The 22,554-nt window shown below is 67.7% G+C and carries 25 protein-coding genes and 1 tRNA gene; 11 read left to right on the top strand and 15 right to left on the bottom strand.

The features are described from left to right. Positions 1 to 155 precede the first annotated feature (155 nt). The 7 genes from AC5JJ2_RS19350 to AC5JJ2_RS19320 form a co-directional block, all read right to left on the bottom strand. Entirely contained in the window at positions 156 to 827 is a 672-nt protein-coding gene (locus AC5JJ2_RS19350; RefSeq protein WP_495859663.1) for a hypothetical protein, read from the bottom strand. A gap of 64 nt (positions 828 to 891) precedes the next feature. After that, positions 892 to 2,418 carry a hypothetical protein gene (locus tag AC5JJ2_RS19345; RefSeq protein WP_495859662.1) on the bottom strand — a complete coding sequence of 509 codons (1,527 nt, stop codon included), beginning with the start codon at positions 2,416 to 2,418 and terminating at the stop codon, positions 892 to 894. A 13-nt stretch (positions 2,419 to 2,431) separates the two neighbouring features. After that, positions 2,432 to 2,794, bottom strand: coding sequence for a hypothetical protein (locus tag AC5JJ2_RS19340; RefSeq protein WP_495859661.1), 363 nt, complete (start codon positions 2,792 to 2,794; stop codon positions 2,432 to 2,434). Beyond that, positions 2,779 to 3,255: an RNA polymerase sigma factor gene (locus AC5JJ2_RS19335; protein WP_495859660.1), complete on the bottom strand. Its 477-nt coding sequence runs from the start codon at positions 3,253 to 3,255 to the stop codon at positions 2,779 to 2,781. The genes AC5JJ2_RS19340 and AC5JJ2_RS19335 overlap by 16 nt, the downstream gene beginning before the upstream one ends. A gap of 58 nt (positions 3,256 to 3,313) precedes the next feature. Then, positions 3,314 to 3,820, bottom strand: a complete 507-nt coding sequence (locus tag AC5JJ2_RS19330; protein ID WP_495859659.1) for a DinB family protein — start codon at positions 3,818 to 3,820, stop codon at positions 3,314 to 3,316. A 29-nt stretch (positions 3,821 to 3,849) separates the two neighbouring features. Next, complete coding sequence (locus AC5JJ2_RS19325; protein ID WP_495859658.1) at positions 3,850 to 4,170, bottom strand: hypothetical protein; 321 nt, start codon at positions 4,168 to 4,170, stop codon at positions 3,850 to 3,852. 6 nt (positions 4,171 to 4,176) lie between these two features. Then, positions 4,177 to 4,560, bottom strand: coding sequence for a hypothetical protein (locus AC5JJ2_RS19320; protein WP_495859657.1), 384 nt, complete (start codon positions 4,558 to 4,560; stop codon positions 4,177 to 4,179). A gap of 130 nt (positions 4,561 to 4,690) precedes the next feature. Between AC5JJ2_RS19320 and ppdK the strand changes: the two genes are divergently transcribed. After that, positions 4,691 to 7,363 carry a pyruvate, phosphate dikinase gene (gene ppdK, locus AC5JJ2_RS19315; protein WP_495859656.1) on the top strand — a complete coding sequence of 891 codons (2,673 nt, stop codon included), beginning with the start codon at positions 4,691 to 4,693 and terminating at the stop codon, positions 7,361 to 7,363. Between the two features lie 90 nt (positions 7,364 to 7,453). Then, positions 7,454 to 8,221 carry a Uma2 family endonuclease gene (locus tag AC5JJ2_RS19310; protein ID WP_495859655.1) on the top strand — a complete coding sequence of 256 codons (768 nt, stop codon included), beginning with the start codon at positions 7,454 to 7,456 and terminating at the stop codon, positions 8,219 to 8,221. A 4-nt stretch (positions 8,222 to 8,225) separates the two neighbouring features. On the opposite strand, the gene AC5JJ2_RS19305 is transcribed toward AC5JJ2_RS19310, so the two are convergent. Next, positions 8,226 to 9,026: a TIM barrel protein gene (locus tag AC5JJ2_RS19305; protein ID WP_495859654.1), complete on the bottom strand. Its 801-nt coding sequence runs from the start codon at positions 9,024 to 9,026 to the stop codon at positions 8,226 to 8,228. Positions 9,027 to 9,135: 109 nt separating this feature from the next. Next, positions 9,136 to 10,155, bottom strand: coding sequence for a zinc-binding alcohol dehydrogenase family protein (locus AC5JJ2_RS19300; RefSeq protein WP_495859653.1), 1,020 nt, complete (start codon positions 10,153 to 10,155; stop codon positions 9,136 to 9,138). Positions 10,156 to 10,407: 252 nt separating this feature from the next. Between AC5JJ2_RS19300 and AC5JJ2_RS19295 the strand changes: the two genes are divergently transcribed. The 8 genes from AC5JJ2_RS19295 (at position 10,408) to AC5JJ2_RS19260 (ending at position 18,171) form a co-directional block, all read left to right on the top strand. After that, the gene (locus AC5JJ2_RS19295) at positions 10,408 to 11,055 is read left to right on the top strand and encodes an NAD(P)H-dependent oxidoreductase (RefSeq protein ID WP_495859652.1); all 648 of its coding nucleotides are present in this window, start codon (positions 10,408 to 10,410) and stop codon (positions 11,053 to 11,055) included. 2 nt (positions 11,056 to 11,057) lie between these two features. Then, positions 11,058 to 12,077, top strand: coding sequence for a zinc-dependent alcohol dehydrogenase family protein (locus AC5JJ2_RS19290; protein WP_495859651.1), 1,020 nt, complete (start codon positions 11,058 to 11,060; stop codon positions 12,075 to 12,077). A 113-nt stretch (positions 12,078 to 12,190) separates the two neighbouring features. After that, the gene (locus tag AC5JJ2_RS19285; RefSeq protein WP_495859650.1) at positions 12,191 to 12,796 is read left to right on the top strand and encodes an RNA polymerase sigma factor; all 606 of its coding nucleotides are present in this window, start codon (positions 12,191 to 12,193) and stop codon (positions 12,794 to 12,796) included. Positions 12,797 to 12,840: 44 nt separating this feature from the next. Beyond that, positions 12,841 to 15,180, top strand: a complete 2,340-nt coding sequence (locus AC5JJ2_RS19280) for a protein kinase domain-containing protein (RefSeq protein ID WP_495859649.1) — start codon at positions 12,841 to 12,843, stop codon at positions 15,178 to 15,180. Further along, positions 15,177 to 16,097: a dihydrodipicolinate synthase family protein gene (locus tag AC5JJ2_RS19275; protein ID WP_495859648.1), complete on the top strand. Its 921-nt coding sequence runs from the start codon at positions 15,177 to 15,179 to the stop codon at positions 16,095 to 16,097. Before AC5JJ2_RS19280 ends, AC5JJ2_RS19275 begins: the two co-directional genes overlap by 4 nt. 144 nt (positions 16,098 to 16,241) lie before the next feature. After that, the gene (locus tag AC5JJ2_RS19270; protein ID WP_495859647.1) at positions 16,242 to 17,153 is read left to right on the top strand and encodes an MBL fold metallo-hydrolase; all 912 of its coding nucleotides are present in this window, start codon (positions 16,242 to 16,244) and stop codon (positions 17,151 to 17,153) included. A gap of 161 nt (positions 17,154 to 17,314) precedes the next feature. Next, a complete protein-coding gene (locus AC5JJ2_RS19265) occupies positions 17,315 to 18,055 on the top strand; it encodes a hypothetical protein (protein ID WP_495859646.1) in 741 nt (246 codons plus the stop codon). A gap of 42 nt (positions 18,056 to 18,097) precedes the next feature. Beyond that, positions 18,098 to 18,171 (top strand) — tRNA-Arg (locus AC5JJ2_RS19260). Between the two features lie 132 nt (positions 18,172 to 18,303). On the opposite strand, the gene AC5JJ2_RS19255 is transcribed toward AC5JJ2_RS19260, so the two are convergent. Continuing rightward, on the bottom strand, positions 18,304 to 18,903 hold the full coding sequence (locus AC5JJ2_RS19255) for a hypothetical protein (protein ID WP_495859645.1): 600 nt from the start codon (positions 18,901 to 18,903) through the stop codon (positions 18,304 to 18,306). Between the two features lie 242 nt (positions 18,904 to 19,145). Here AC5JJ2_RS19255 and AC5JJ2_RS19250 point away from each other — a divergent pair, with 242 nt between their 5' ends. After that, on the top strand, positions 19,146 to 19,358 hold the full coding sequence (locus tag AC5JJ2_RS19250) for a hypothetical protein (RefSeq protein ID WP_495859644.1): 213 nt from the start codon (positions 19,146 to 19,148) through the stop codon (positions 19,356 to 19,358). Between the two features lie 2 nt (positions 19,359 to 19,360). On the opposite strand, the gene AC5JJ2_RS19245 is transcribed toward AC5JJ2_RS19250, so the two are convergent. From AC5JJ2_RS19245 to AC5JJ2_RS19225, 5 genes are read right to left on the bottom strand one after another with little or no spacing between them, the layout of a single operon-like run. Continuing rightward, positions 19,361 to 19,888, bottom strand: coding sequence for a hypothetical protein (locus tag AC5JJ2_RS19245; protein ID WP_495859643.1), 528 nt, complete (start codon positions 19,886 to 19,888; stop codon positions 19,361 to 19,363). Continuing rightward, a complete protein-coding gene (locus AC5JJ2_RS19240) occupies positions 19,876 to 20,028 on the bottom strand; it encodes a hypothetical protein (protein WP_495859642.1) in 153 nt (50 codons plus the stop codon). Before AC5JJ2_RS19240 ends, AC5JJ2_RS19245 begins: the two co-directional genes overlap by 13 nt. Then, entirely contained in the window at positions 20,025 to 20,618 is a 594-nt protein-coding gene (locus AC5JJ2_RS19235; RefSeq protein WP_495859641.1) for a hypothetical protein, read from the bottom strand. Before AC5JJ2_RS19235 ends, AC5JJ2_RS19240 begins: the two co-directional genes overlap by 4 nt. Continuing rightward, positions 20,615 to 21,790: a C1 family peptidase gene (locus AC5JJ2_RS19230; protein ID WP_495859640.1), complete on the bottom strand. Its 1,176-nt coding sequence runs from the start codon at positions 21,788 to 21,790 to the stop codon at positions 20,615 to 20,617. Before AC5JJ2_RS19230 ends, AC5JJ2_RS19235 begins: the two co-directional genes overlap by 4 nt. Beyond that, a complete protein-coding gene (locus AC5JJ2_RS19225; protein ID WP_495859639.1) occupies positions 21,787 to 22,494 on the bottom strand; it encodes a hypothetical protein in 708 nt (235 codons plus the stop codon). The genes AC5JJ2_RS19230 and AC5JJ2_RS19225 overlap by 4 nt, the downstream gene beginning before the upstream one ends. Positions 22,495 to 22,554 lie beyond the last annotated feature (60 nt).

Genomic DNA, 22,554 nt, shown 5'->3' with positions numbered 1-22,554 from the left:
GGGGGGGGGGGGGGGGGGGGCCCCCCCCCCCCCACCTCCCTTCCCCGGACGCGATCCTCACCGGGAGTGGGAAGCTCACCCCCCTCCCTAACCCTCCCCCCCAAGGGGGGAGGGAATAAGACAACAAGGCCCGACCGGGTGCTTATCGGGCCAGGTCAGTTCGACCACTCCGGCTTCGCCGCGCCGCCGTCGAGCTGCTTGACCATCTCGCGGTTCTTGTTCAGCCCCTTCAGTAACTTCTCGGCCTTCGGGTACTGGGCCTCGTCGAACCCTGTCGTCTTCATCATCTCGACGGCGATCTTCCGCGGGTCGGTCGATTCGGCCAGCACCTTGTCCACGGCCTTCTTCGGCGTCCGCTTCTCGTGCTCGGCCAGCTCCGCGAGCCGGAACTGGTCGGCCGTGATGCCGCCGGCCTCGCCGCTGCCGGCGAAGTTCAGGTTCATGAGTGGGTCGGCGTACCCCATGCGGGCGGCGTTCCGCTTCTCCGCGACCATCTTGCCGAGTTCGGAGCACAGAACGGCCGCGAGTTCCTCGTCCGTCGCGCACTGGTTCACGAGGGAGTCGGAGATGAAGACGCTCTGTTGGCCGCGGTGGAAGAGGATCGGCTCCTTGTCGCCGACGACCTGGAACGCGGCGTCCACGCCGCAGAAGAGGTTGGCGGCGAGGATTTGTCGGCCGACCTGATCGACGCGGGCAGCGGCGGCGATGTCCGCTTCCGTCGTCTTCGACACGTCCACGGGCTTGTTGATGAAGCCCCGCGCGGTGCGGAAGAACCGGCTGTCCTGGCAGCCGCACAGGGCGAGAACGACGACCGCCGCGACGCGCATCCCGAGTCCTCCGGTTTCGCGAATCGCGGCGTGATAGCAGTCAGGACGGCGGCTGTCGAGGGCGCTATTTCTTCACGCGAATCTCGTAATGGCGGTTCGCCATCGCGTCGTTCGGCTGGGAACTGGGGACGCCGCCGTGCAGCGTGGCGACGCCGTCCTTGACGGCGTACTCGAACGCCTTCCCGGTCACCGGGTCGAGCGGGATCGGCACGGTGCAGTCGGCGAGCTTCTCCGGCAGCTTGCCGTCGTGGTCGTGGGCGTACAGCCGGACGGCCTCGACGACGCGGAGGTACGCGACCCGTTGCTGAAGCCGTGCCTGGGCGGCCACCACCTTGCGGTTGGTCGGCAGGAAGAACTGCGCGATCGGCCCGCCCTCTTCCTTGACCCGCTTCTCGGCGGCGTCGCCGACCTTCATTGCGTCCGGGAACGGTAGCGAACTCGTGACGAGGATTTCGTCGAGCAGCAGCTCGTACCGGCGGATGTCGGCGGTGATGATCGCCTGCAGGTCGGTGAACGTCTTCACGCGATCCGGCTTCATGCCGGTGTCCGTCAGCAACTGGCGGGCGGCGGCGACCTTCTTCTTGTCGGTCGAGCGGATCGGCGCGTCGAGGTTGTACTTCAGGCGGCTCGTGCCCGTGGTGTTCATGAACTCGGTCATTGCCCCGGCCGCGTCGTACAGCTTCAGTTGGCGGAACGTTTCTTCCTCCGACATCGGACCGGTGGCTTCGAGGAACGGCTTGAACATGACCTCACTGAGGATGCGCTCGCCGCCGTGGGCCACGCGGCTGTTCAGCACATTCGCCGGGATTTCGGTCAGCGACCAGTACAGGTTCGGGCAGTTGGGCTGTTGGATCATCTCCTCGATCCCGTCCGTGCAGATCGACTGAATGGCGATGCCGACGAGCAGGCCGATGAGCGTCGGGTGCGACTCGAACGCGGAAGACAGGCCGTAGAACGTGCGGGCCGTGTAGACGGCCTTGTCGAAGTCGCCGGTCCCAAGTTCGTACCGCATCCGAATCTTCAAGAGCGTGGCGTGTTCGCGCATCTTCTGCACCTCCGGCAGCAGCGTGCCGATGCCGTCCTCCCGGAGGTTGAACCAGATTTGCCAGTCGGCCGTGAGCTGGCGGGCTCCCTCGTCCACGTCACCGAGCGGCCGGCCGCGGGTGTAGAAGAGTTGGTCCCGGTCGAGTTGCCGGTACGCCAGCCCGCCGATCATCATGGCGGTGCCGAGTTCGCCGTTGGTCTTGATCTGCGCGACGAGGTCTTCGAGGACGAGGTCGCCCAGGTGGTCGCGCTTCTCGCGCAGCTCGCGGGCGTAGAACGGGTCTTGTTCCATGTAGGCCCGCATGAACGTCGGCACGCGGTTGCCCGGCTTCATCTCCGTGTACTGCGGCGTCAGGTAGTACCGCGACAGCGGCTTTTTCACGCCCGTCGGGTGCAGCACGAGCGGTACGGTCAGCTTGCCGTCCTTCGGTTCGCGGACGACCTTACGGTACTGCTTCTCGTCCTTCGGCGGAGCCCAGAGCGCTTCCTTCGGGGGCGGCGCGGGGGGGGCGGCGATGCCGAGCATCAAGGCGATCAGGACAAGCATGGATCAACTCCGGTCATGGTTGGAAGTCGCGGGCGAACGCCAGGAGCGGCGGCCGCGGGGCGGTCGGGGAATCGTTCGCGGAACTTCGCGGTTCGGGGTTCTGTCGCAGGGCCAACAGGCTGTACGGGTCGGCCTTCGGGATCGCATGTTCTTCGACCGGAACGGAAGGAATCACCGGGACGGGCGGCGGCGGTTCCGGCTTCGGCGCGAGCCACAAGCCGAGCGTGACGAGCTGCGACAGGACGAGTACCCCGGTCGCCCACTTCCAAAATCTCGCCGGGCGAACCGACGCCCGGCCGGCGGCGAACAGTAGGGCGTCGCGGTCCACGGCCGTCGGGGTGAACCGTCCTAACTTGCCGATCACGTCTTCGGACATGCGACACCCAGCCTTTCCCGCAGCGCGGCGATCCCGGCCTCGTACCGGCGGTGCGCGGAGCTAACCGAGCACCCGGCCGCCTCCGCGATCTGCTCGAACTTCAACCCGCCCCACAGCCGGGCGACGATGACTTCCCGCTGGTCCGGGGCGAGCGACGCCAGCGCGGCGACGGCGGCCCCGGCATCGAGGCCATCGACTTCCGCCTCGGCGAACCACTCGACCCTTGCGACCCGCTCCTCGCGGTGTCGGCGGCGGCGGGCGGCCTTGCCCGCGTCCATCGCGGCGTTCCGCACGACGCGGAACAGCCACGCGGCCGGGTCCGTCGGTTCCGCCGGGAGCGTCACGTACTTGCAGAACGCTTCTTGGACCACGTCCTCGGGCGTGCCGCACCACTGCCGCGCGTACAGCACGAGCGCGGCGGCGTGCCGGTCGATCAGCTCCGCGAGAGGCCGGGCGGTCATGTCAAAGAGGGAGACGACGCGCGGCGGCGATTTTTCCGCCGCGCGGGGAAATGGAGGCTCACGACGCGGTGGGCACGACGATGATCGCCGGCAGGCCCTGCGTCCGCCGCCAGACGGTCATCTGGCCGACGTGCAGCATCGTGTGGTTACACAGCAGGTTCTCGGTGATGTCCCGCAAGGTCGGCAACTCCGTCGGGAAGAACGGGATCGGGTTCGGCTTCGCCCAGTCCTCGTCGCCCACCCGCGGCACGGCAACGAGAACACGTTCGGCCGCCTCGCTCAGCTTCCCCAGCAACTCCTTCTTGGACGGCAGTTGGGCCGGCAGGTCTTCCAGCTTCGAGCCGGGGCCGAACCACTTGAGGTATTCCGGCGGGCACGCCAACTCGCCGCCGAGCATCTTCGGGACGAAGCCGAACGTAGCGACGATGTGGCCGAGAATCCAGACCGGCGGGTTCATCGCCGGCGTCGGCCGCAGCCGCATGTCTTCTTCCTTCACGTCCGCGAAGCTCTTCTGGAGCAGCGAGACCACGAACCGGAAGGCCGTGAGGTTGATGGAGTTTGCCATAACGGTCCTTGTTGAAGGAATGTGAGCAACTACTTCTTGAGCGATAGCTGAACGATGAGAGTGATGACCGCCCCACCCAGTAAGGAAAGTACCGCAAGCACGATCGCTTGGGTCAACCCCCACCCCCGGTCGGAGAGCTTTTCCAACGCGCGACAGCGTTCTTCAAGGGACGCGATCTTGGCCGCGGAGTCGCTGAGCTTTTGTCGCAACGACTCGATCTCCTCTTGCCGCGACTTCAGTTCCGCAACGACCGCTCCGACGTGATTGAGCTTCAATTCCGTCAAGTCCTGGTGATTCTTGAGACGCTCCTGAAGCCTCGACAACTCCGTCGTCAATTCTTGGGCGTTCATCGGCGTTTATACCCCCACCGCGAGCGACCGGTTGACTCGGTCCTGGTCGTACTTCAACTCGACCTTGTTCAAATACGTCAGCAGGTTCGCGAACACCCAGGTCGGTCGGTCCAGGCCCGCCCGAATCTTGGCGTCCGTCGAAAAGATTTCCACGTCGAGCGGGTAGCCAACCAATCCCATCGGTTTGCCCAGGTAGTCGGCCGTGAGGTCCAGTAGCACTTGGGAACGGCCCTCGCGTTGTGGCACGAGCCGCCAGCAGGCCGAAATGTCGAAGGACCCCAGGGACGACAGCTCGACCTCCAGGAAATGGTTGGCCCGCTCGACTTTCCCTCGCAACTCCGCAGCCTTCCCACCGTCCAACCCTTCCATCCGGATTTCCGCGCGAAACATCTGTCATCCCTCACTTCCGCGGTCGCCCCGCACCTGTTCGTCGGGTGATTTGCCATTCGCATGGCCCTCCGTAAATTATCCCGGATACGCAGGGTGCTTTCAACGCTTTCCCATTACGAGACTCGGTTCCATGGCTCAGAAGCACGTTTACTCCTTCGGCGGCAAGGCGGCCGACGGCGACGGCAAGATGAAAGAACTCCTCGGCGGCAAGGGGGCCAACCTCGCCGAGATGTGCAAGATCGGCATCCCCGTCCCCCCCGGCTTCACCATCACCACGGAAGTCTGCGCCGCCTACTACGAGCAGGGCAAGAAGATCCCCGAGGCGGCCATCCCGGAGATCGAGGCGGCCGTCAAGAAGATGGAGGCCGACTTCGGCGGCAAGAAGTTCGGCGACCCGGCCGACCCGCTACTCGTGAGCGTCCGGTCCGGCGCGGCCCTGTCCATGCCGGGGATGATGAACACCATCCTCAACCTCGGCCTGACCGACGCGAGCGTGGAAGGGCTGGCGAAGAAGACCGGCAACCCGCGGTTCGCCTACGACAGCTACCGCCGCGTCATCGACATGTTCGGCAGCACGGCGATGGGTTGCGAGCACGAGGCGTTCGAGCACGAAATCCACGCAATGAAGGCCGAGAAGAAGGTCAAACTCGACACCGACCTGTCGGCCGACGACCTGAAGGAACTCGTAAAGCGGTACAAGGCCGTCTACAAGAAGCACGTCGGCGACGACTTCCCGCAGGACGCCAAGAAGCAGCTGATGCTCGCCATCAACGCCGTGTTCAACTCGTGGAACGGCAACAAGGCCATCGAGTACCGCCGCATCGAACGGATCACCGGCCTCAAGGGCACAGCCGTCAACGTCCAGGCGATGGTGTTCGGCAACATGGGGGACACGTCCGGCACCGGGGTCGCGTTCACCCGCGACCCGAACACCGGCGAGAACGTCTTCTACGGCGACTACCTCATCAACGCCCAGGGCGAGGACGTGGTGGCCGGCATCCGCACCCCGGAGCCGATGGCGAAGCTCGACAGCGAGATGCCGAAGGTTTACAAGCAACTGATGGAGATTCGGCAGACGCTGGAGAAGCACTACAAGGAGATGCAGGACATCGAGTTCACCGTGCAGGAGGGCACGCTGTACATGCTGCAAACCCGGTCCGGCAAGCGGACCGGGACGGCGGCCGTCCGCATCGCCGTCGAGATGGTGAAGGAAGGGCTGATCGACGAGACGACGGCCGTGAAGCGCGTCCCGGCCGACTCCCTCAACCACCTGCTCCAGCCGCAACTCGACCCGAAGTCGAAGGTCAAGCCGGTGGCGCAAGGCATCGCCGCCAGCCCCGGCGGGGCGAGCGGGAAGGTCATCCTGTCCGCGGAAGCGGCGGTCGAGTTCGCCGAGAAGCACCCGAACGAGCCGATCCTGCTCGTCCGCAAGGAGACGAGTCCGGAGGACGTGGCCGGGATGCACCTGGCGAAGGGCATCCTCACGAGCACCGGCGGCAAGGCGAGCCACGCGGCCGTCGTCGCCCGCGGGTGGGGCAAGCCGTGTGTCGTCGGGTGCGAGGCGGTCAAGATCGACGAGAAGAACCAGACCGTCACCATCGCCGGGCAGGTCGTGAAGGCCGGCGACTACCTCACGATCAACGGCACGACCGGGGACGTGATGATCGGCAAGGTCGAGACGATCGCCCCGAGCATGACCGGCGACTTCAGCACGCTCATGACGTGGGCGGACAAAGGCCGGAAGCTCAAGATTCGGACGAACGCGGACAGCCCGGCCGACGCGCTGAAGGCCCGCGAGTTCGGGGCGGAAGGCATCGGCCTGTGTCGCACGGAGCACATGTTCTTCGGCGAGGACCGCATCGCCGCCGTGCGGGAGATGATCCTGTCCACGACGGAGGAAGGCCGCAAGAAGGCGCTGGCGAAGATCGAGCCGTTCCAGAAGGCCGACTTCGTCGGCATCTTCGAGGCAATGGCCGGGCTGCCCGTGACGATTCGGTTGCTCGACCCGCCGCTGCACGAGTTCCTTCCGCAGAAGGACAACCGCGCCGGCGCGGAAGCGGTCGCCAAACAGATCGGCGTCAGCGTCGAGAAGATTTTCGAGCGCGTCGATGAGCTCCACGAGATGAACCCGATGATGGGGTTCCGCGGCTGCCGGCTGCCGATCGTCTTCCCGGAAATCGGCGACATGCAGGTGCGGGCGATCATCGAGGCCGCGATTGAAGTGAAGAAGAAGGGCAAGACCGTGCTGCCCGAAATCATGATCCCGCTCGTCGGCGTGCTGGAAGAGTTGACGCTCCTCAAGAAGCGGGCCATCGCCGTCGCCGAGGAGGCGATGACGAAGGCCGGCACGAAGGTCGAGTACCAGATCGGCACGATGATCGAGCTGCCCCGCGCGGCGCTGACGGCCGACAAAATCGCGGAGGAGGCGGAGTTCTTCAGCTTCGGGACGAACGACCTGACCCAGATGACGTTCGGCTTCAGCCGCGACGACATCAAGGGGTTCATGCCGACGTACCTGAAGGAGAAGATCCTCGGCGTGGACCCGTTCCAGTCGATCGACGTGAACGGCGTGGGCCAACTGATCGACCTCGGCATCCAGAAGGGCCGCTCGGCGCGGAAGGCGAAGCACGGCCAGCACCTGAAGGTCGGCATCTGCGGCGAGCACGGCGGCGACCCGGACAGCGTGTTCTTCTGCCACGGCGTCGGGATGGACTACGTGAGCTGCAGCCCGTTCCGCGTGCCGATCGCGCGGCTGGCCGCGGCGCAAGCCGCCCTCGGCGAGGCCGGGAAGCGGGACAAGTAAGCACTGTGTGGCGTGCTTTGCTGAAAGCTCAACCGTGTCTCACGGTTGAGCTTTCTTCGTTAACCGGGTACGATCCGGGTGGAGGTGCGTATGTCTACCGCCGTCGTTTCCGCATCACGTTCGATCTTTGAAGACTACGAGCCGATTCACCGGTTCACGGTGGCCGAATACCATCGACTCGCCGACAATCGCATCCTCGACCCGGAAGAATCGCTGGAATTGTTGGAAGGCTACATCTGTCACAAGGGCGGCCGCCGCCCGAGCGATTTGCGTAACCTCGGCCGGCCGGAGTGGGCGGGGTTGCGGCGTTTCACGGTGGCCGAGTACCACGCCATGCTCGCGGCGGGCATTCTCAAGAGCGGCGACCCGGTCGAACTCATCGACGGCTTCCTGGTGCGAAAAATGTCCCGGAACCCTTCCCACGATTCGGCCATCGACCTCTTCCGCCTCGCCCTGGCCCCACTACTTCCGGTTCGGTGCATGTTGCGAAGTCAGCAAGCCGTGACGCTCTTGGATAGCGAGCCGGAACCCGATTTCGCGGTCGTAGTCGGCGGGCCGCGCACGTTTACCGGTCGCCATCCCCAACCGGCCGACGTGCTGTTGGTCGCGGAGGTCGCGGACACAACACTCGCCACCGACCGCACCATCAAGCTCACCGCCTACGCCAAGAACCGTCTGCCCGTCTACTGGATCGTGAACGTCGCTGACATGCAGGTCGAAGTCTACGCCGACCCGCAACCGGCCGTCTCGCCGCCGACCTACGCGACCCGCACCGATTACCGCTCCGGTCAGGTCGTGCCGCTCGTTCTCGACGGTCAGCAAGTTGGCACGATCCCGGTCGCCGACTTGCTGCCGTAACCGCTCACGCGAACCATTCGCGGAACGCCGCCATCGTCGCCTCCGCCGCCCGGTTCGAGTCCGGGTACGGGAACGCCTCCGCCGACACATATCCGACGTAACCAACTTCCCGCAGCGCCGCGGCCACCGCCGCGAAGTCCGTGTGGCCGAACCCGGCCGGGCGGCGGTTCGAGTCCGCGAGGTGGACGTGCCCGACGTGCGGCCCGGCGGCGCGGATCGCGGCGGCCAGGTTCACCTCTTCGATGTTCATGTGGAACAGGTCGGCGAGCAGCTTCACGCTCGGTCGGCCGGCCCGCTTCAACACCTCCACGCCCTCTTCCAACCGCGTGGCGAAGTTCGTCTCGTACCGGTTCAGCGGCTCGTAAATCAGCGCCTTCGCGTGGCCGCCGAGCTTGTCCAACGCTTCGACCAAGTAGGCGGTCCCGGCGGCCTTATCCGTGCCGTCGCCCCACCGGCCCTGCATCGACCCGATGATCGCGGGGGCGTCGAAGTTGGCCCCGTAGTCGATCATTTCCTTTACGAAGTCGAGAGCCTTCGTCCGCACCGCCGCGTCCGCGCTCGTGAGCGTCAGCTTGTGCCGCACCCACCCAGCCCCCGTGCCGACGGCCGCAAGTGACAGCCCGTTGTCAGTGAGAACGGCTCGCAGCTCCTTCGCCGGAACCGCGTCCGGGCCGGGGGCGAACAGTTCGACCGCGTCGAACCCCAGTTCCTTCGCCGTGCGGCAGGCGGCCGGCAGGTCGTCGTGGAACACGAACGGCCCGCTCTTGGCTTCGGGGACGAGACTGACCGTGACGGCGGACTTCATGGCACTCTCGGCGTTTGAATTTTGCATTTTTCATTTCGACTTTTGAATTGGTTCAGGACATGACCGGACCAATTCAAAAGTCGAAATGAAAAATGCAAAATGGAATCAACTACTCGATCTCGACGACGGCCTTGATGACGCCGGTCTCGGGCTTCATCCACGTCGGGAACAGCCCGATCATCTCGTCGAACCCGGCGCGGTGCGTGATCCACGGCTTCGTGTCGATCTTCCCACTCTCGATCAGTCCGATGATCTGCTTAAACTCGGCCGTGACCGCGTTGCGACTCGCGAGGAAGCTCATCTCCCGGCGGTGCATCAGCGGCTGGGTGAACGCGATCTCCTGGTTCGTGATGCCGACGTACACCAGCCGCCCGGCGAACGCGACGTAGTTCATCGCGTTGACCATCGACTTGTTGCTGCCGGTCGCGTCCACGACCACGTCGGCCCAGTTCCCGCCGGTCAACTCTTCCAGCTTCTTCAACTCCGTCCCGTCGGCGCGGATCGTGTACTCGACGCCCATCCGCTCGCGGCAGAAGGCCAACCGCTGCTCGTTGATGTCCAGCACGACGGTCTTCGCGCCGGACAGCTTCGCGAACACGACGGCGCTCAGGCCGATCGGCCCGGCCCCGATGACGAGGATCGTCTCGCTCGCCTTCGGCGCGGCCCGGTTGATCGCGTGGCAGCCGATCCCCAGCGTTTCCACGAGCGCGAGTTGCTCGAACGTCAGCTTCGTCGAGACGTGCAGCTTGCGGGCGGGGATGGTGAACAGCCGTTGCAGCCCGCCGTCGCGGTGGACGCCGAGCGTCTGGTGGTTCATGCAGCAGTTCGTGTGGCCGCGGACGCACGAGTAGCACGTCTGACAGTTGATGTACGGCTCGATGCTGCACCGGTCGCCGACCTTGACGGTCGTGACGCCCGCGCCGACGGCGACGACCTCGACGCCGAGTTCGTGGCCGGGGATGCGGGGGTAGCTGAAGAACGGCATCTTGCCGAGGTAGCCGGAGAAGTCGGTCCCGCAGATGCCGACGCGGTGGATTCGCACGACGGCGTCGCCGGGGCCGGGCGGCGGCGGTTCGGGCACGTCGATGACGCGGAACGCCTCGGGCCGTTCGAGCTGGATCGCTTTCATGGGAGAGTCTCGCTGGCGGGAGTGCCGAAAACTTACCGGCGGCGGACGCGGGCGGCCATAGTAGTAGGCACACTCCGTGTGCCGTCTGCCGAGCGCCGCGGAAACCTGCACATGGACCCGGTGGCGGAAAGGAGACGGCACACGGAGTGTGCCTACTACTATGGGTTTTCTTGAAAGCCCCTGGGCCGACCGCTGTAGACCTAACTAACATCAGCAGCACGAATCCTCTCGTCCCTGCACCCTGGAGAACGGATGGCTGCTGCCGCCCCCGCGAGCGTCCTGGAACAACTTCACTGGCGGTACGCGGTGAAGCAGTTCGACCCGACCCGCACGATCCCCGCCGACACCTGGCGGGTGCTCGAAGATTCGATGGTCCTGTCGCCGTCGTCCTACGGACTTCAGCCGTGGAAGTTCTTCGTCGTGGCGGACCCGGCCACGCGGCAGAAGCTGCTGCCCGTGTCGTGGAACCAGCGGCAGGTCGTGGACGCGTCGCACCTGGTCGTTTTCGCCGTGAAGGCGACGGTCGGCCCGCCGGACGCGGAGCGGCTGATTCAACGCTCGTCGGCCGTCCGCGGGATTCCGGTCGAGAAGCTGGACGGGTACAAGAAGATGATGGTCGGGTCGCTGACGCGGGCGACGCCGGAACACGTCCGTGAGTGGATGACGCGGCAAGTCTTCATCGCCCTCGGCGTGTTCCTCACGGCGGCCGCGATGGTCGGCGTCGATGCCTGCCCGATGGAAGGGTTCCAGCACGAGCAGTACGACGAGATTCTCGGCCTGCCGGCGAAGGGGTATCACAGCGTCGTCGTGGCGACGGCCGGCTACCGGGCGGAGGCGGACGTGACCGGGAAGCTGCCGAAGGTGCGGTACGAGAAGGCCGAGATGATCGAGGTGATCTAGCCATGCAGTGCTACGAGTTCGTGAAAGTCGGCGACGAGTTCCGATTGGCCCGGATGACGCGGCCCGACCCCGCGCCGTCGCCTGGGCGGGTGATCGTCCGCGTTCACTCCACGTCGCTGAACTACCGCGACCTGATCCACCTCAAGAACAAGGCCGGCCGGGACGTGACCGGCAAGGTTCCCCTGTCCGACGGGGCCGGCGAGGTCGTGGCCGTCGGCGAAGGCGTCACGACCGTGAAGGTCGGCGACCGCGTCATGCCGAACTTCTTCCCGCTCTGGACCGGCGGCCGGTTCGACATGAGCCACCACGCATCCGCACTCGGCGGGCACGGGGCGGACGGGATGCTGACGGAGTTCGCGGACCTGCCGGCGGAATCGCTCGTGCCGGTCCCGGACTACCTGAGCTACGACGAGGCCGCGTGCCTACCGTGCGCCGCCGTCACCGCGTGGGCCGGCCTCGTCACCCGCGGCGGGCTGAAGGCCGGTGACACGGTCCTCGCCCTCGGGACCGGCGGCGTGTCCGTGTTCGCCCTGCAGATCGCCGTGGCGTTCGGCGGGCAGGTCATCATCACGTCGGGCAGCAACGAGAAGCTGGCGAAGGCGAAGAACTTGGGGGCCGCGCACGGGATCAACTACAAGACGACCCCCGACTGGGAGAAGGAAGTCTACCGACTGACGAACAAGCGGGGCGTCGATCACGTTATCGAGGTCGGCGGCGGCGGGACGCTCGGGAAGTCGCTGGCGTCGGTCGCGGCCGGCGGGCACGTCGCGCTCATCGGCGTCCTCACGGGGTTCGGCCCGCCGACCGACAGCCTGTTCCCGCTGCTCGCCCGGAACGCCACGGCGTCCGGAATCTACGTCGGGTCCCGCGACGACTTCGTCGCCCTCGCCACGTTCCTCGCCCGCCACCGCATCTCCCCGGTCGTGGACCGCGTATTCCCGTTCGCCGCCGCGGACGAGGCGTTCGCGCACCTGGAAGCCGGCTCCCACTTCGGGAAGGTCGTGATCCGCGTCGTGCCGTGACCCCGCCCGTACCCCCGCGCAACTTTCTGCCTAGAATGCCTTCTAACCCGAGTTCGCACGGCGTCGTCGGTGTTAGGCGGCCCCGGTGAGAAGGTATTCTCCGAAGGAAGCGCATGGCCGAAGCGCCGTTAACACGGGCGACGCTTCTCGCCCGGATCCGCGACGGGCGCGACACGGACGCGTGGCGGGAGTTCCTCCGCCTGTACGGGCCGGTCGTCTACGGGTTCGCCCGGAACCGCGGCCTGCAGGACGCGGACGCCGCCGACCTGATGCAGGAAGTCCTCCGCAGCGTCGCCCGGAACGCGAACAAGATGGAGTACGACCCGAAACGCGGCACTTTCCGCGGGTGGTTGTACACCGTGACCCGGAACAAGGTTTACAATTTCCTGAACGGCCAACGGCACCGGCCGAAGGCGTCCGGCGACTCGGCCGCCCAGGAACGGCTTGACACGATCCCCGACCGCGACGACGCCGGCAACGATTGGGAGCTAGAGTACCAGCGGCAGCTGTCGGCGAAGGCGATGGACCGGGTGAAGGGCGAGTTCCAGAAATCGACGTGGGCCGCGTTCTGGGGAACCGCCGTCGAGGGCCGGACGCCGCAGGAGGTCGGGGCGGAGTTGAAAATGTCCACCGGGGCGGTGTACGTGGCGAAGAGCCGGGTCATCGCCCGTTTACGGGAAGAAGTGAAGAAACTAGAAGCCGAGGCGGAGGCATGGTAGTTGCCGCGACCCCGCCCGCTCGCGAGAAACATTGAGACGCCGTTATGTCCGCCGACGCCACCACCCACACCGACTGCGATTGCCCGTCCGCGGAGGAACTCCGCCGGCTGGCCCGCGGCCACCTGACCGACGCCCGCCAGGCGCAACTCACCGGCCACCTCGACCAGTGCCCCGGCTGCCAGTGCCGGCTCGACGAGATCGCCGCGGACGGCGACAAGCTCTACTCCGCGTGCATGCGGAAGCTGTGCGAGCCGCCCGCCCCGAAGGAGTCGGCGTACTGGGAGGCGATGAGCCAGGTCGAACTCGCCGTCACCGGCGTGACCCCCAGCGACGGCACGGCCGACAGCGTCCCGAACCTGAACCCGCACGAGGACCTCAAGCTCGACTTCCTCCAGCCGACGGACAAGCCCGGCCGCCTGGGGCGGCTCGGCGCGTTCGACGTGATCCGCGTCGTCGGCCGCGGCGGCATGGGCGTCGTCCTCGCCGCGTTCGACGAGTCGCTGCAGCGGGAAGTCGCGATCAAGATTCTCGACCCGCAGCTGAAGGCGAACGAGACGGCCCGCCAGCGGTTCTGCCGGGAGGCCCGCGCCGCCGCGAAGGTGTCGCACGACAACATCGTCGCCGTCTACCAGGTGAGCGAGGACGAGACGGCCAGCCTGCCGTACTTCGTCATGCAACTCGTCAACGGCGAGACGCTCGAGGACCGGCTCCGCCGCCAGGGGAAGCTGACCGTCGAGGAGACCGTCCGCATCGGGATGCAGGCCGCCGCCGGCCTCGCCGCCGCCCACGAGCACCAGCTGATTCACCGGGACATCAAGCCGGCGAACATCCTCATCGACAAGCTGACGAACAAGGTGAAGCTGACCGACTTCGGCCTCGCCCGCGCCGCCGAGGACCTGAAGCTGACGCGGACCGGGTTCGTCGCCGGGACGCCGCTGTACATGGCCCCGGAGCAGGCCCGCGGGGACGAGATCGACGTGCGGAGCGACCTGTTCAGCCTCGGCAGCGTGCTGTACGAGTCGCTGTCCGGCCGGCCGCCGTTCGAGGGGAAGACGCCGCTCGTCGTCCTCCGGCGGCTGACCGACGAGTTGCACGAGCCGATCCACAAGGTCAACCCGGACGTGCCCGACTGGCTCGAAGACATCCTCGACAAGCTGTTGGAGAAGGACCCGGAGAAGCGGTACCAGTCGGCCGCGGAGTTGGCGAACGAGTTGGCCCAGCACTACGCCTGCATCAAGCCGCCGTCGATGGACAAGGTCGAGGCGTGCCCGCTCAGCCCGTCGCGGACGTGGCGGAACATCATCCGGTCGCGGTCGCAGCGGAAGGCGGCGGTGTTCCTCGCGGCGACGTTCCTGCTCGGCGCGCTCCTCGGCAGCCTCGGCACGGTCGCCTTCGGCCCGACGCGGGAGGTCCGGGTCGAGGTCCCGGCGGAGGTCGCGAAGAACGGCGTCGCCGTCGCGGCCCCCAGCAACGGCGGCGAACCTCGCGGGCCGAACGAGTTGCAGACTACGAAGCGGCTGAGCGGGGCCGTTTGGTCGCTCACCTCGTCCCCGGACGGCAAGATGGTCATCGCCGGGCTGGAGGACGGGTCGATCGTCAGCTGGGACTTGAAGAACAACGGCACGATCACGACCCTCGGCAAGCACGACGGCCCGGTCTGGTCCGTGGACCTCGCGCCGGACGGCAAGACGTACATCTCGTCGAGCGACGACGGCTCGGTCAAGGTGTGGGACATCGTCTCGGACAAGCCGATCGCCGAGATCAAGAACGACGTGTCCGTCCGGTCCGCGGCCATGAACCCGGAGAAGACGCACGTCGTCACCGGCGACCGGATGGGGAACGTGAAGATTTGGTCGATCGCCCGCCCGGAAACGCCGGAGAAGGTGTTCAAGCACGCCGGGATCATCAACGCCGTCGCGTTCGGCCCGGACAGCCTTCTCATCGCGTCCGGGAGCACGAACAAGACGGTCATCCTGTGGGAGCGGAACACCGGCAAGAACCGCGGCATCATGCGGGGCCACGAGGGGCCGGTGTACGGCGTCGCGTTCTCGCCGGAGGGGGACACGCTGGCGACGGCGAGCTGGGACCACAACGTCATGCTGTGGAACACGTCCGACGGCACGCCGATCAAGACGATCAAGGACGCCCACGAGGAGGGCATCTGGGCCATCTCGTTCAGCTGCTGCGGCAAGGTGCTCGCCACCGCCGGGCAGGAGGGGCTGGTCAAGGTCTGGAACGTCGAGGACGGGAAGGAACTCCGGCAGTTCTCCCGGCACAAGGGCACGGTCCACGCCGTCCACTTCACCGACGGCGGGAAGCAACTCTTCACGGGCGGCCGCGACGGGACGATCAAACTCTGGCAAGTGAAAGACGGGTCCCCATGACCGCCCGGTTCGCGGGGCTGATCGCGGCCCCGTTCACGCCGTTCCACGCCGACGGCACGCTCGCCCTCGACCGCGTCCCGGACCAGGCCGCCGTGCTGACGGACACGACCGTCGGCGGGGCGTTCGTCTGCGGCACGACCGGCGAGAGTTCGTCCCTCAGCACGGCCGAGCGGAAGCTGGTCGCCGAGCGGTGGATGGCCGTCGCCGGCCGGAAGCTGAAAGTGATCGTCCACGCCGGGCACACGAGCGTGCCGGAAGCCCGCGACCTGATCGCGCACGCGGCATCCGTCGGCGCGGCGGCCGTCGCCGTGACCGCCCCGTACTACTTCAAGCCGGCCGGCGTGAACGAGTTGGTGGCGTTCCTGAGCGAGGTCGCGTCGGCCGCCCCGGCCCTGCCGTTCTACTACTACGACATCCCGTCCACGACGAACGTGCATCTCCACACCACGGAGGTACTGCGCCGGGCGGCGAAGGTGATCCCGAACCTGGCCGGCGTGAAGTTCTCGAACCCGGACCTGCTGACGCTCCAGGAGTGCGTGCAGCTCGACGGCGGGCGGTTCGAGGTGATGTTCGGCGTGGACGAGTTCCTGCTCGCGGCCGTGGCCCTCGGCGCGACCGGGGCCGTCGGCAGCACGTACTGCTACGCCGCGCCGGTGTACCACCGGATGCTGGCGGCCGTACGGGACGGGAACCTCGACGCCGCCCGCGGGCACCAGTACGGCAGCGCGAAGTTGGTCCGCGCGCTGATCGACTTCGGCGGGTTGCGGGCGGGCAAGGCGATCATGAAGATGATCGGCGTCGATTGCGGCCCGGTCCGCTCGCCGCTCCGCCCGACGACGCGCGAGGACGAGCTAGCTCTGTACGAGCGGCTCCAGCCGCTCGACATCTTCGCGCGGCCGCTGCGGCGTCCCTCGTAGGGCGGGTCAAGGCTTTGCGCCGACCCGCCGCGGCGCGGTCAGCCCCGGCGGGTCGGCGCAAAGCCTTGACCCGCCCTACTGGGCTGCATTTTTCCCTCCCGCTCGGTTACAACAAATCCTTCCCTATCCCAACGAGCGGATTGAATGTCGGCGGAGTTCACCATCCTCGCGAGCGGCAGCAGCGGCAACGCCGCGTTCCTCTCCGCGAACGGGTTCGGCCTGCTCATCGACTGCGGGATCGGTCCGCGGTCGCTCTCGGACCGCCTCGCCGCCGCCGGCGCGAAGTGGCCGAACGTCTCGGCCGTCCTCCTCACCCACCTGCACGGCGACCACTGGAAGGGGCTGACGCTCCTCCACCTGCTCCGCCTGCGAATCCCGCTGATCGTCCACCCGGCCCACGTCGCGCAACTGCACGACCACGCCCCGGAGTTCCCGGCCCTCGCGAAGGCGAACCTCGTGCGGACGTTCCACGACGGCGAGCCGTTCGCGCTCGCCGACGGCCTCCGCTGCCTGCCGGTCCGCGTCCCGCACGACAGCGACCCGACGTTCGCGTTCCGGTTCGACGGCACGGCCCCCGACGGCCTCGGCTGGTCGGTCGGCCATGCGTCGGACCTCGGCCACGTCCCGAAGTCCCTCGCGGCCGCGTTCCGGTCCGTGGACGTGCTGGCGGTCGAGTACAACCACGATGTCGAGATGCAGCGCCGCAGCCGCCGGACGCAACAACTCATCGCCCGCGTCCTCGGCACGCACGGCCACCTGTCGAACCGCCAGGCCGCGGACTTCACCCAGGACCTGCTGCTGAACCGCACGACGCCGCTCCAGGCGTTGTTCCAACTCCACCTCAGCCGCGAGTGCAACACGCCGGAGTTGGCCCACGCGACGGCGTCCGAGGTGTTGTCCGACCTGTCGCCGCGGACGGTCCTCGTCACCGCCGGCCAGGACCGGCCGACGCGGACGGTTCGCGTCCGCCCGCGGTCGCCCGACCGGCCGGCGTCGAACTTGAGCCTTTCCCCGATTCGCACGTCGTTTCAGCCGCCGCTGCCCGGCATGGCCTGACCCGCCCGCGTTAACCTGGCGAACCCTTGCGCCCTGTAGCGGTCCCGCCGCTCGTCCGGGTTCAATCGTTCGTGCCCGGCGTGATCGCCGTCACGGTCGTGCGGCCGGCCGCCGAAATAGAACCTCACGCACGGACCCGCACGCCCCGTTCGGAGGTCGCGATGAATCGGTACAAGTTGGTCGCCCTGATGCTCGTCCTCGCCCCGGCGTTCGCCCGCGGCAACCCGCCGCGGCCGGCGGCCGACTGCCCGCCGGCGGCGAAGCCGTGCGGCCCGGCGTACTGCAACCCGGTCCTGGCCCCGCCTGTGATCGGCCAGCCGCTGCCCGTCTGCCCGACCGTGCCGTGCCCGCCCGAGGCGTGCGGCCCGTGCGAGAAGAGGCCCGGCTTCCTCCGACAGGTGATGGGCTGGTTCGGCGGCCGCACCGCGACCGCCTGTTCCGGCACGAGCTGCCCGACCCCGCGGGCGGCGGTCGTGACCGCGGCAACACCGGTGCGAGCCGCGGCCCACGGCGGGCCGTGTTGGGACCGACTGAAGGCGTGGCTCTGTTGGAAGCCGTGCCGGGAGCAATTCCTGCCTGTGCTGGTGCCGGAGCCGTACCAGGCCCCCGTGAGTGCGTACTTCCGCACCTGCCAGGAGCCGACGGCCGTGCCGCCGTGCGCCGCGGTCGGCCACGCGAAGGGGAAGAAGAAGGCGTGCGACACCGGCAGCTGCCCGCCGGCGGCGTGTACGGTCGCGGTCGGCCCGGTGGTCCCGCAGCGGACGTACGCGGTCAACGGGTGGACGCCGATGTACGCCGGCCCGGCGGCTGCGCCGGCCGCTCCGAGCGCCGTCGTCCCGGCGGCCGCGACGGTGAAGCCGGCGGCGGCGAACCCGATCGCCCGCCCGTTCACGTCGCCGTGAGGCTTGAGCCGGCCGGGTGCGGCTCGTAGACTAGCGGGAGCCGCACCCGTAGCTCAACTGGACAGAGCATCGGTCTTCGGAACCGAGGGTTGGGGGTTCGAATCCCTCCGGGTGTACTGGGTTGTGACGATGAGGCCGGCCGGGTGTCCCCAATCGGGTGTACCCGGCCGGCCTCATTTCAGTCGATGTCGAATTCCACCAGCGGCGCGCGGCGGATCATCAGAACGAGAAACGGTAGAGAAATCAGGTCAACCGCCAGCCAGCATAAGAGAAACCTGAACAGGAACTCCAACGTCTCCATGCTCGGCCTCCTCGATGTGAAGGATTGATTGATCCCGCGCGTCGGGCGGGGAAGCTGACGCTCCCGGCCGCTGTTCCGGCACCGGCACGCCGCCCGACGCGCTGAGTCTCTGTTGTTCGATCGCCGCGTGCCGCTCGCAAATCTCCCGCCCCTCGGCCACGTCCCTTACCCGCGTCCACTCCCCGCCGTCGATCCGGAGCAGGAACACCCCCTCGCTTTTCTTCACGAGCCGGTAACGATCGTTGCCCGCGTAGTGGAGCCGCGGCAGCCAGCCGTTCACGAGGAACGTCGGGTCGTGCCGGGGGACCACCTTCCACGCGACCAGCGGCGGGGGCTGCGTCTTCCACTCCGTGTACCGGTCCAGCGCGACGGCGATGTCCCGGCGGAGCCGCTCGGCCTGGCCCAGGGTGAGCCGGAGCGAGTACGCGCCGCAGGTGAACCGGAACGGGTGGGTGCCCTTGACCTCCTGGGCCGTGCCGATGCTGTCGCCGGGCGGGTCGAAGGTAACGCCGACCTCGCGGCGGCCGTTTGGGTCGGACGTGGTCATGGGGCCTCCGGGGTTCTCTCTAAACGCCCAAAGCCCGCCGCACTCCGTGCGACAGGCCGGGCGAGGCGACTTCCTTGCCGCCAGGCATCGGGCCGGTTCCGTGTGGGGCCGGATTGCCGATGTTGAGCCTATGCTAGCCTCGGCTAGCCGTGGCGTCAAGTGGATTTCCCTTGCTTGCCTCGGAATGCCTGCGTATGATTGGGCTATCGCATTCCGCGGCAAGGGGTTATACGATGCAACTCATGGCCAAAAAGAAACCGAATTCGGCCGGCGGCCGTAGCAAGCGGGACTCCGTCTTCATGCCGGCGGGGTGGAGCGAGGTCGCGGAGAAATTGGCGGAAAAGGCCCGGCAGCCCATCGGCTGGTACGTGGTCGAGTTGCTCAAGCGCGAGGCGGACGCGGCCGGCATACCGACGCCGGCCGCCCCGTGGGAGTCGGGCAAATCTGCCGAATAGCTTCACCCGCCCGTGACCGCCGCGTGCGCGGCGTTCACCGCGTTGGGGTTCCCCTCGAACAGCCGCAGCAGGGCCAACAGCCGGTCGTCCAGCGTCGTCTCCGTGTTCGGGGCCGTGCGCTCGAGTATCTTGATCGCCACGGCGATCGCGACCTTCACGGCGATGCTTGCGGCCGGGTCGAATCCGGCCCCTCGTGCGGCCGCCTCCGCCCGGTCCACCACCGCCGAATCTTCGTGCAGCGCCTTCAGCACCTCGAACAGCTTCCCGCGGCCCTCGCCCCGCCGACGCAACTCGAGCGCGGCGGCCCGGAGGCCGAACCGCGACCGGTCGGACAGCCCCAACGGGGGGCCGGCCTGAATCCGGGGGACGCCGTCGTTGAAGATGTCCGGGGCGTCCTCGGGGACCACGACGATCACCTCGAACTCCTTCCCCTGAATCACCTTCACCGCCCCGCCGCCGGCGGTGGCCGCGAGCAGCAGGCCGACGATCAGTTTCCAGTAGGACTTCACCAACTTCTTCACGGTCTCCATGTCAGGCTCCGATAGAGTTTGAGGGGCAGGACCACGGGCAGGAACAAAGAAGCGACGCCGAGGCGTAACAGCTTCTCGGCGTCGCTCGTTTCGGGGGTCATCGCGCAGACGGCGGCGAACCGCCGCTCGATCCAGGTCATTGGCTCGGAACCTCGTCGGGCACGCGGACCGTTTCCGTGACGGGCTGGTCCACGAGCGTACACGTCCCGTTGCCGTTGCACTGCTTCACCTTCACCACCTTCGTCCGGGTGACCTCCTTCGTCGGGATCAGGTCGTCCCGCTCCTCGTAGGTCGGGGAGCCGTTCTGCAAGTAGCAGCGGAACACCCCCTTCGTGTTGCCGTCGAAGCTCGCGAGCGCCACGGCGTTCTTCGCCGAGGCGGGCACGCGGTAGCCGACGTACACGATCCGCTCCCCGCCCGACTGGACCGCCTTCAGCACCTGGCGGTATGGGTCCGGCTTGGTGGCGGCCCGCGTGAACTTCCCGTCGCAGTCGCAGGCGTCGCACTTGCACGCCCCACCGCACTTCTCGCACTTCGCGGCGGCGACGGGCTTGGCGGCTACCTTCTGGTCCACGTCCGCGGCGACGGCCAGCGCGAGGGCGGCCGCCGCCTTCGTCTTGGCCTTCTCCTTCACGGGGTCGGACGCGGCGGCCACGCAGCCGAAGGCGAGGAGGGCGACGAACAGCATGGCGGCCCAGCACAGGGCCGAAACGGGAATCGCGTTCTTCACGGCGCAAGCTCCGGGGCGAAGACAACGTCCCGGCCCCGGCCACGCGCCGGGGCGGGAACGTCTTTGAGGATGAACCAGGGGTTGCGGGTCGGGAACCCGACGGCGTCACTGAAGACGATGCAGTCGCCCTCGCGGGCCATCCGGTCCGCGGTGGCCCAATCGACGAAGAAGCTGCCCGGCGGCATGTCGTACTTCCCCGTCGGGCCGCGGACCCAGTCCGTGCCCCACGAGTTCACGAACAGGAAGCCGGGCCGCGGGCCGCCGATGACGCCGACTACGGCCATGCAGTGCCCCCACGTCCCGGACGCGCGAAGGAAGCCGTCCTTGTCGCGCGTCCAAGGGCCGCGGGAGCCGAAGCCGACGCGGGAGCCGATCGCGATCGGGTACGCCTGGCGGATCGCCTTCGCCATCTCGTCCGCGCTCCGGGCGAACGAGATGCCCTTGACCGGCGACTGCTTGGTGATCGGTTCCAGTTCATCCGGCAGCCCGGACCGGCCCCAGTCGCGGCAACGGTTCTCGTCGTACCGGGTCAGGTCCAAACGGCCGTACACGCCTTTCGGCAGCACGCCGTATCGCTTGGCGGCTTCGCCGGCCCACGCCGTCACGCTCCCGTCCCCGCGGATCCGGCCGCCGCCGATCTCCACGCGGGACAACCCGTACATGGCCTCCTGGACGAGTTCCTTGTGCGCGTCCAGCGGCAGCCCCTGCGAAAGGGCTTGGAGGATGATGAGGTATTCGATCGCCGTTGTGCTGCCAAAGCTCACGCACGACCCGACCCGACCCTGATCGCGGGCCGGCAGGTGTTGGCCCAAGAACTTCCTGACCCCGTCCGACAACAACACGTCCTGATCGTCGCCCATCACGGCGCGGCCGGCCGGCGTGTCGCCGAACCAACGCTCCTCGGGCGGCAGCGCGGTCCGGACTTCCTCGCGGCCCTCCGGGATGTCAAGCCAGCCGCCGAAGTAGTGGGCGTCCTCGCCGGGCGCGGCGGCCGGGGCGGATGCGACCGGGGCCGGCGGCGGGGCGTCGTCCTTCACCGGCGCGGGCGGGAGCAACAGGAAGACGACCGCGACGACCGCGGACAGGCTCAGGCCGAGGCAAGCGGCCGCGAACGCGAACGGCGTCAACCGGTATCGCTTCTTCGGGGCCGGGCAATTGTTGGGCTGGCTCACTTGCTGAGGTCCTCAAGGGTGGTCGCGAACAAGTTGAACAGTTGCTTGGCGGCCGCCCGCCGGTCGTCGGTCAGGGCCGCGTCCGGGGAGCCGAACAGCTTTAGCGTGGCCTCGCCGATCGCCTTCCGCGTGGCCGAGAGGTGCGAGGCGGGCAACTCCTTCTCGGCCACCTTCCGGATTTGGTCCAGCAGCGCGCCGGCGGTCGCCACGTCCTTGTTGTCGCAGTGCCCCGCGCCCGCCTCCCACAACCCGGACAGCTTCGCCGCGTCCAGTTTGTTCGCCGCCGTCGGGCCGCCGTCAGTCTTGAACCCGTCCTTGATTGCCAGGACGATCGGGTCGGGCTTCGGCGGGACGACGGGGCCGGGCGGGGCCGGCGGCGTCGGGCCGGGGACGGCGGGGCCGACGGTGACGACGACCCACGTACAGGGGCCGGTCGTGTAGCAGACGAGCGTGTATTGCCCCGGATGCTCGGCCGAGAACGCGCACCCGCCCTGGCCGTCGGTGATGATCTCCGCCCCGACCGTCCCAGCCTTCAGTTCCCACCGGGCCTTCGCGTCCGCGCTCCGCAGCCGCTTCAACTGGCCGACGCGGGCGGTCACCTCCTCGGCCTTCGCCGCGGGGACGGCGACGACCTCTTCGACCTTCGGCGGCGTCGGGGCTTGCGACGGGGAGACGAGCAACGCAACCAAAAAGGGGGTGAACATGACGTGCCCACTGTGTTGACGAAACGGTGTCATCACAGTTTAACACGTTATACCAAGTAA

The organism is Limnoglobus sp., from assembly GCF_059499385.1.
The sequence above is the reverse complement of the archived record's forward strand: the minus strand, read 5'-3'. Positions and strand labels throughout refer to the sequence as shown.

What these genes read in the sequence shown, in the direction of transcription:
- AC5JJ2_RS19320 (WP_495859657.1), bottom strand. Translation starts at nt 4,560, where the DNA reads ATGTTTCGCGCGGAAATCCGGATGGAAGGGTTGGACGGTGGGAAGGCT.
- AC5JJ2_RS19305 (WP_495859654.1), bottom strand. Translation starts at nt 9,026, where the DNA reads ATGAAGTCCGCCGTCACGGTCAGTCTCGTCCCCGAAGCCAAGAGCGGG.
- AC5JJ2_RS19295 (WP_495859652.1), top strand. Translation starts at nt 10,408, where the DNA reads ATGGCTGCTGCCGCCCCCGCGAGCGTCCTGGAACAACTTCACTGGCGG.
- AC5JJ2_RS19290 (WP_495859651.1), top strand. Translation starts at nt 11,058, where the DNA reads ATGCAGTGCTACGAGTTCGTGAAAGTCGGCGACGAGTTCCGATTGGCC.
- AC5JJ2_RS19310 (WP_495859655.1), top strand. Translation starts at nt 7,454, where the DNA reads ATGTCTACCGCCGTCGTTTCCGCATCACGTTCGATCTTTGAAGACTAC.
- AC5JJ2_RS19265 (WP_495859646.1), top strand. Translation starts at nt 17,315, where the DNA reads ATGAATCGGTACAAGTTGGTCGCCCTGATGCTCGTCCTCGCCCCGGCG.
- AC5JJ2_RS19300 (WP_495859653.1), bottom strand. Translation starts at nt 10,155, where the DNA reads ATGAAAGCGATCCAGCTCGAACGGCCCGAGGCGTTCCGCGTCATCGAC.
- AC5JJ2_RS19330 (WP_495859659.1), bottom strand. Translation starts at nt 3,820, where the DNA reads ATGGCAAACTCCATCAACCTCACGGCCTTCCGGTTCGTGGTCTCGCTG.
- AC5JJ2_RS19250 (WP_495859644.1), top strand. Translation starts at nt 19,146, where the DNA reads ATGGCCAAAAAGAAACCGAATTCGGCCGGCGGCCGTAGCAAGCGGGAC.
- AC5JJ2_RS19325 (WP_495859658.1), bottom strand. Translation starts at nt 4,170, where the DNA reads ATGAACGCCCAAGAATTGACGACGGAGTTGTCGAGGCTTCAGGAGCGT.
- AC5JJ2_RS19225 (WP_495859639.1), bottom strand. Translation starts at nt 22,494, where the DNA reads ATGTTCACCCCCTTTTTGGTTGCGTTGCTCGTCTCCCCGTCGCAAGCC.
- AC5JJ2_RS19255 (WP_495859645.1), bottom strand. Translation starts at nt 18,903, where the DNA reads ATGACCACGTCCGACCCAAACGGCCGCCGCGAGGTCGGCGTTACCTTC.
- AC5JJ2_RS19270 (WP_495859647.1), top strand. Translation starts at nt 16,242, where the DNA reads ATGTCGGCGGAGTTCACCATCCTCGCGAGCGGCAGCAGCGGCAACGCC.
- AC5JJ2_RS19350 (WP_495859663.1), bottom strand. Translation starts at nt 827, where the DNA reads ATGCGCGTCGCGGCGGTCGTCGTTCTCGCCCTGTGCGGCTGCCAGGAC.
- AC5JJ2_RS19285 (WP_495859650.1), top strand. Translation starts at nt 12,191, where the DNA reads ATGGCCGAAGCGCCGTTAACACGGGCGACGCTTCTCGCCCGGATCCGC.
- AC5JJ2_RS19275 (WP_495859648.1), top strand. Translation starts at nt 15,177, where the DNA reads ATGACCGCCCGGTTCGCGGGGCTGATCGCGGCCCCGTTCACGCCGTTC.
- AC5JJ2_RS19240 (WP_495859642.1), bottom strand. Translation starts at nt 20,028, where the DNA reads ATGACCTGGATCGAGCGGCGGTTCGCCGCCGTCTGCGCGATGACCCCC.
- ppdK (WP_495859656.1), top strand. Translation starts at nt 4,691, where the DNA reads ATGGCTCAGAAGCACGTTTACTCCTTCGGCGGCAAGGCGGCCGACGGC.
- AC5JJ2_RS19280 (WP_495859649.1), top strand. Translation starts at nt 12,841, where the DNA reads ATGTCCGCCGACGCCACCACCCACACCGACTGCGATTGCCCGTCCGCG.
- AC5JJ2_RS19340 (WP_495859661.1), bottom strand. Translation starts at nt 2,794, where the DNA reads ATGTCCGAAGACGTGATCGGCAAGTTAGGACGGTTCACCCCGACGGCC.
- AC5JJ2_RS19345 (WP_495859662.1), bottom strand. Translation starts at nt 2,418, where the DNA reads ATGCTTGTCCTGATCGCCTTGATGCTCGGCATCGCCGCCCCCCCCGCG.
- AC5JJ2_RS19335 (WP_495859660.1), bottom strand. Translation starts at nt 3,255, where the DNA reads ATGACCGCCCGGCCTCTCGCGGAGCTGATCGACCGGCACGCCGCCGCG.
- AC5JJ2_RS19245 (WP_495859643.1), bottom strand. Translation starts at nt 19,888, where the DNA reads ATGGAGACCGTGAAGAAGTTGGTGAAGTCCTACTGGAAACTGATCGTC.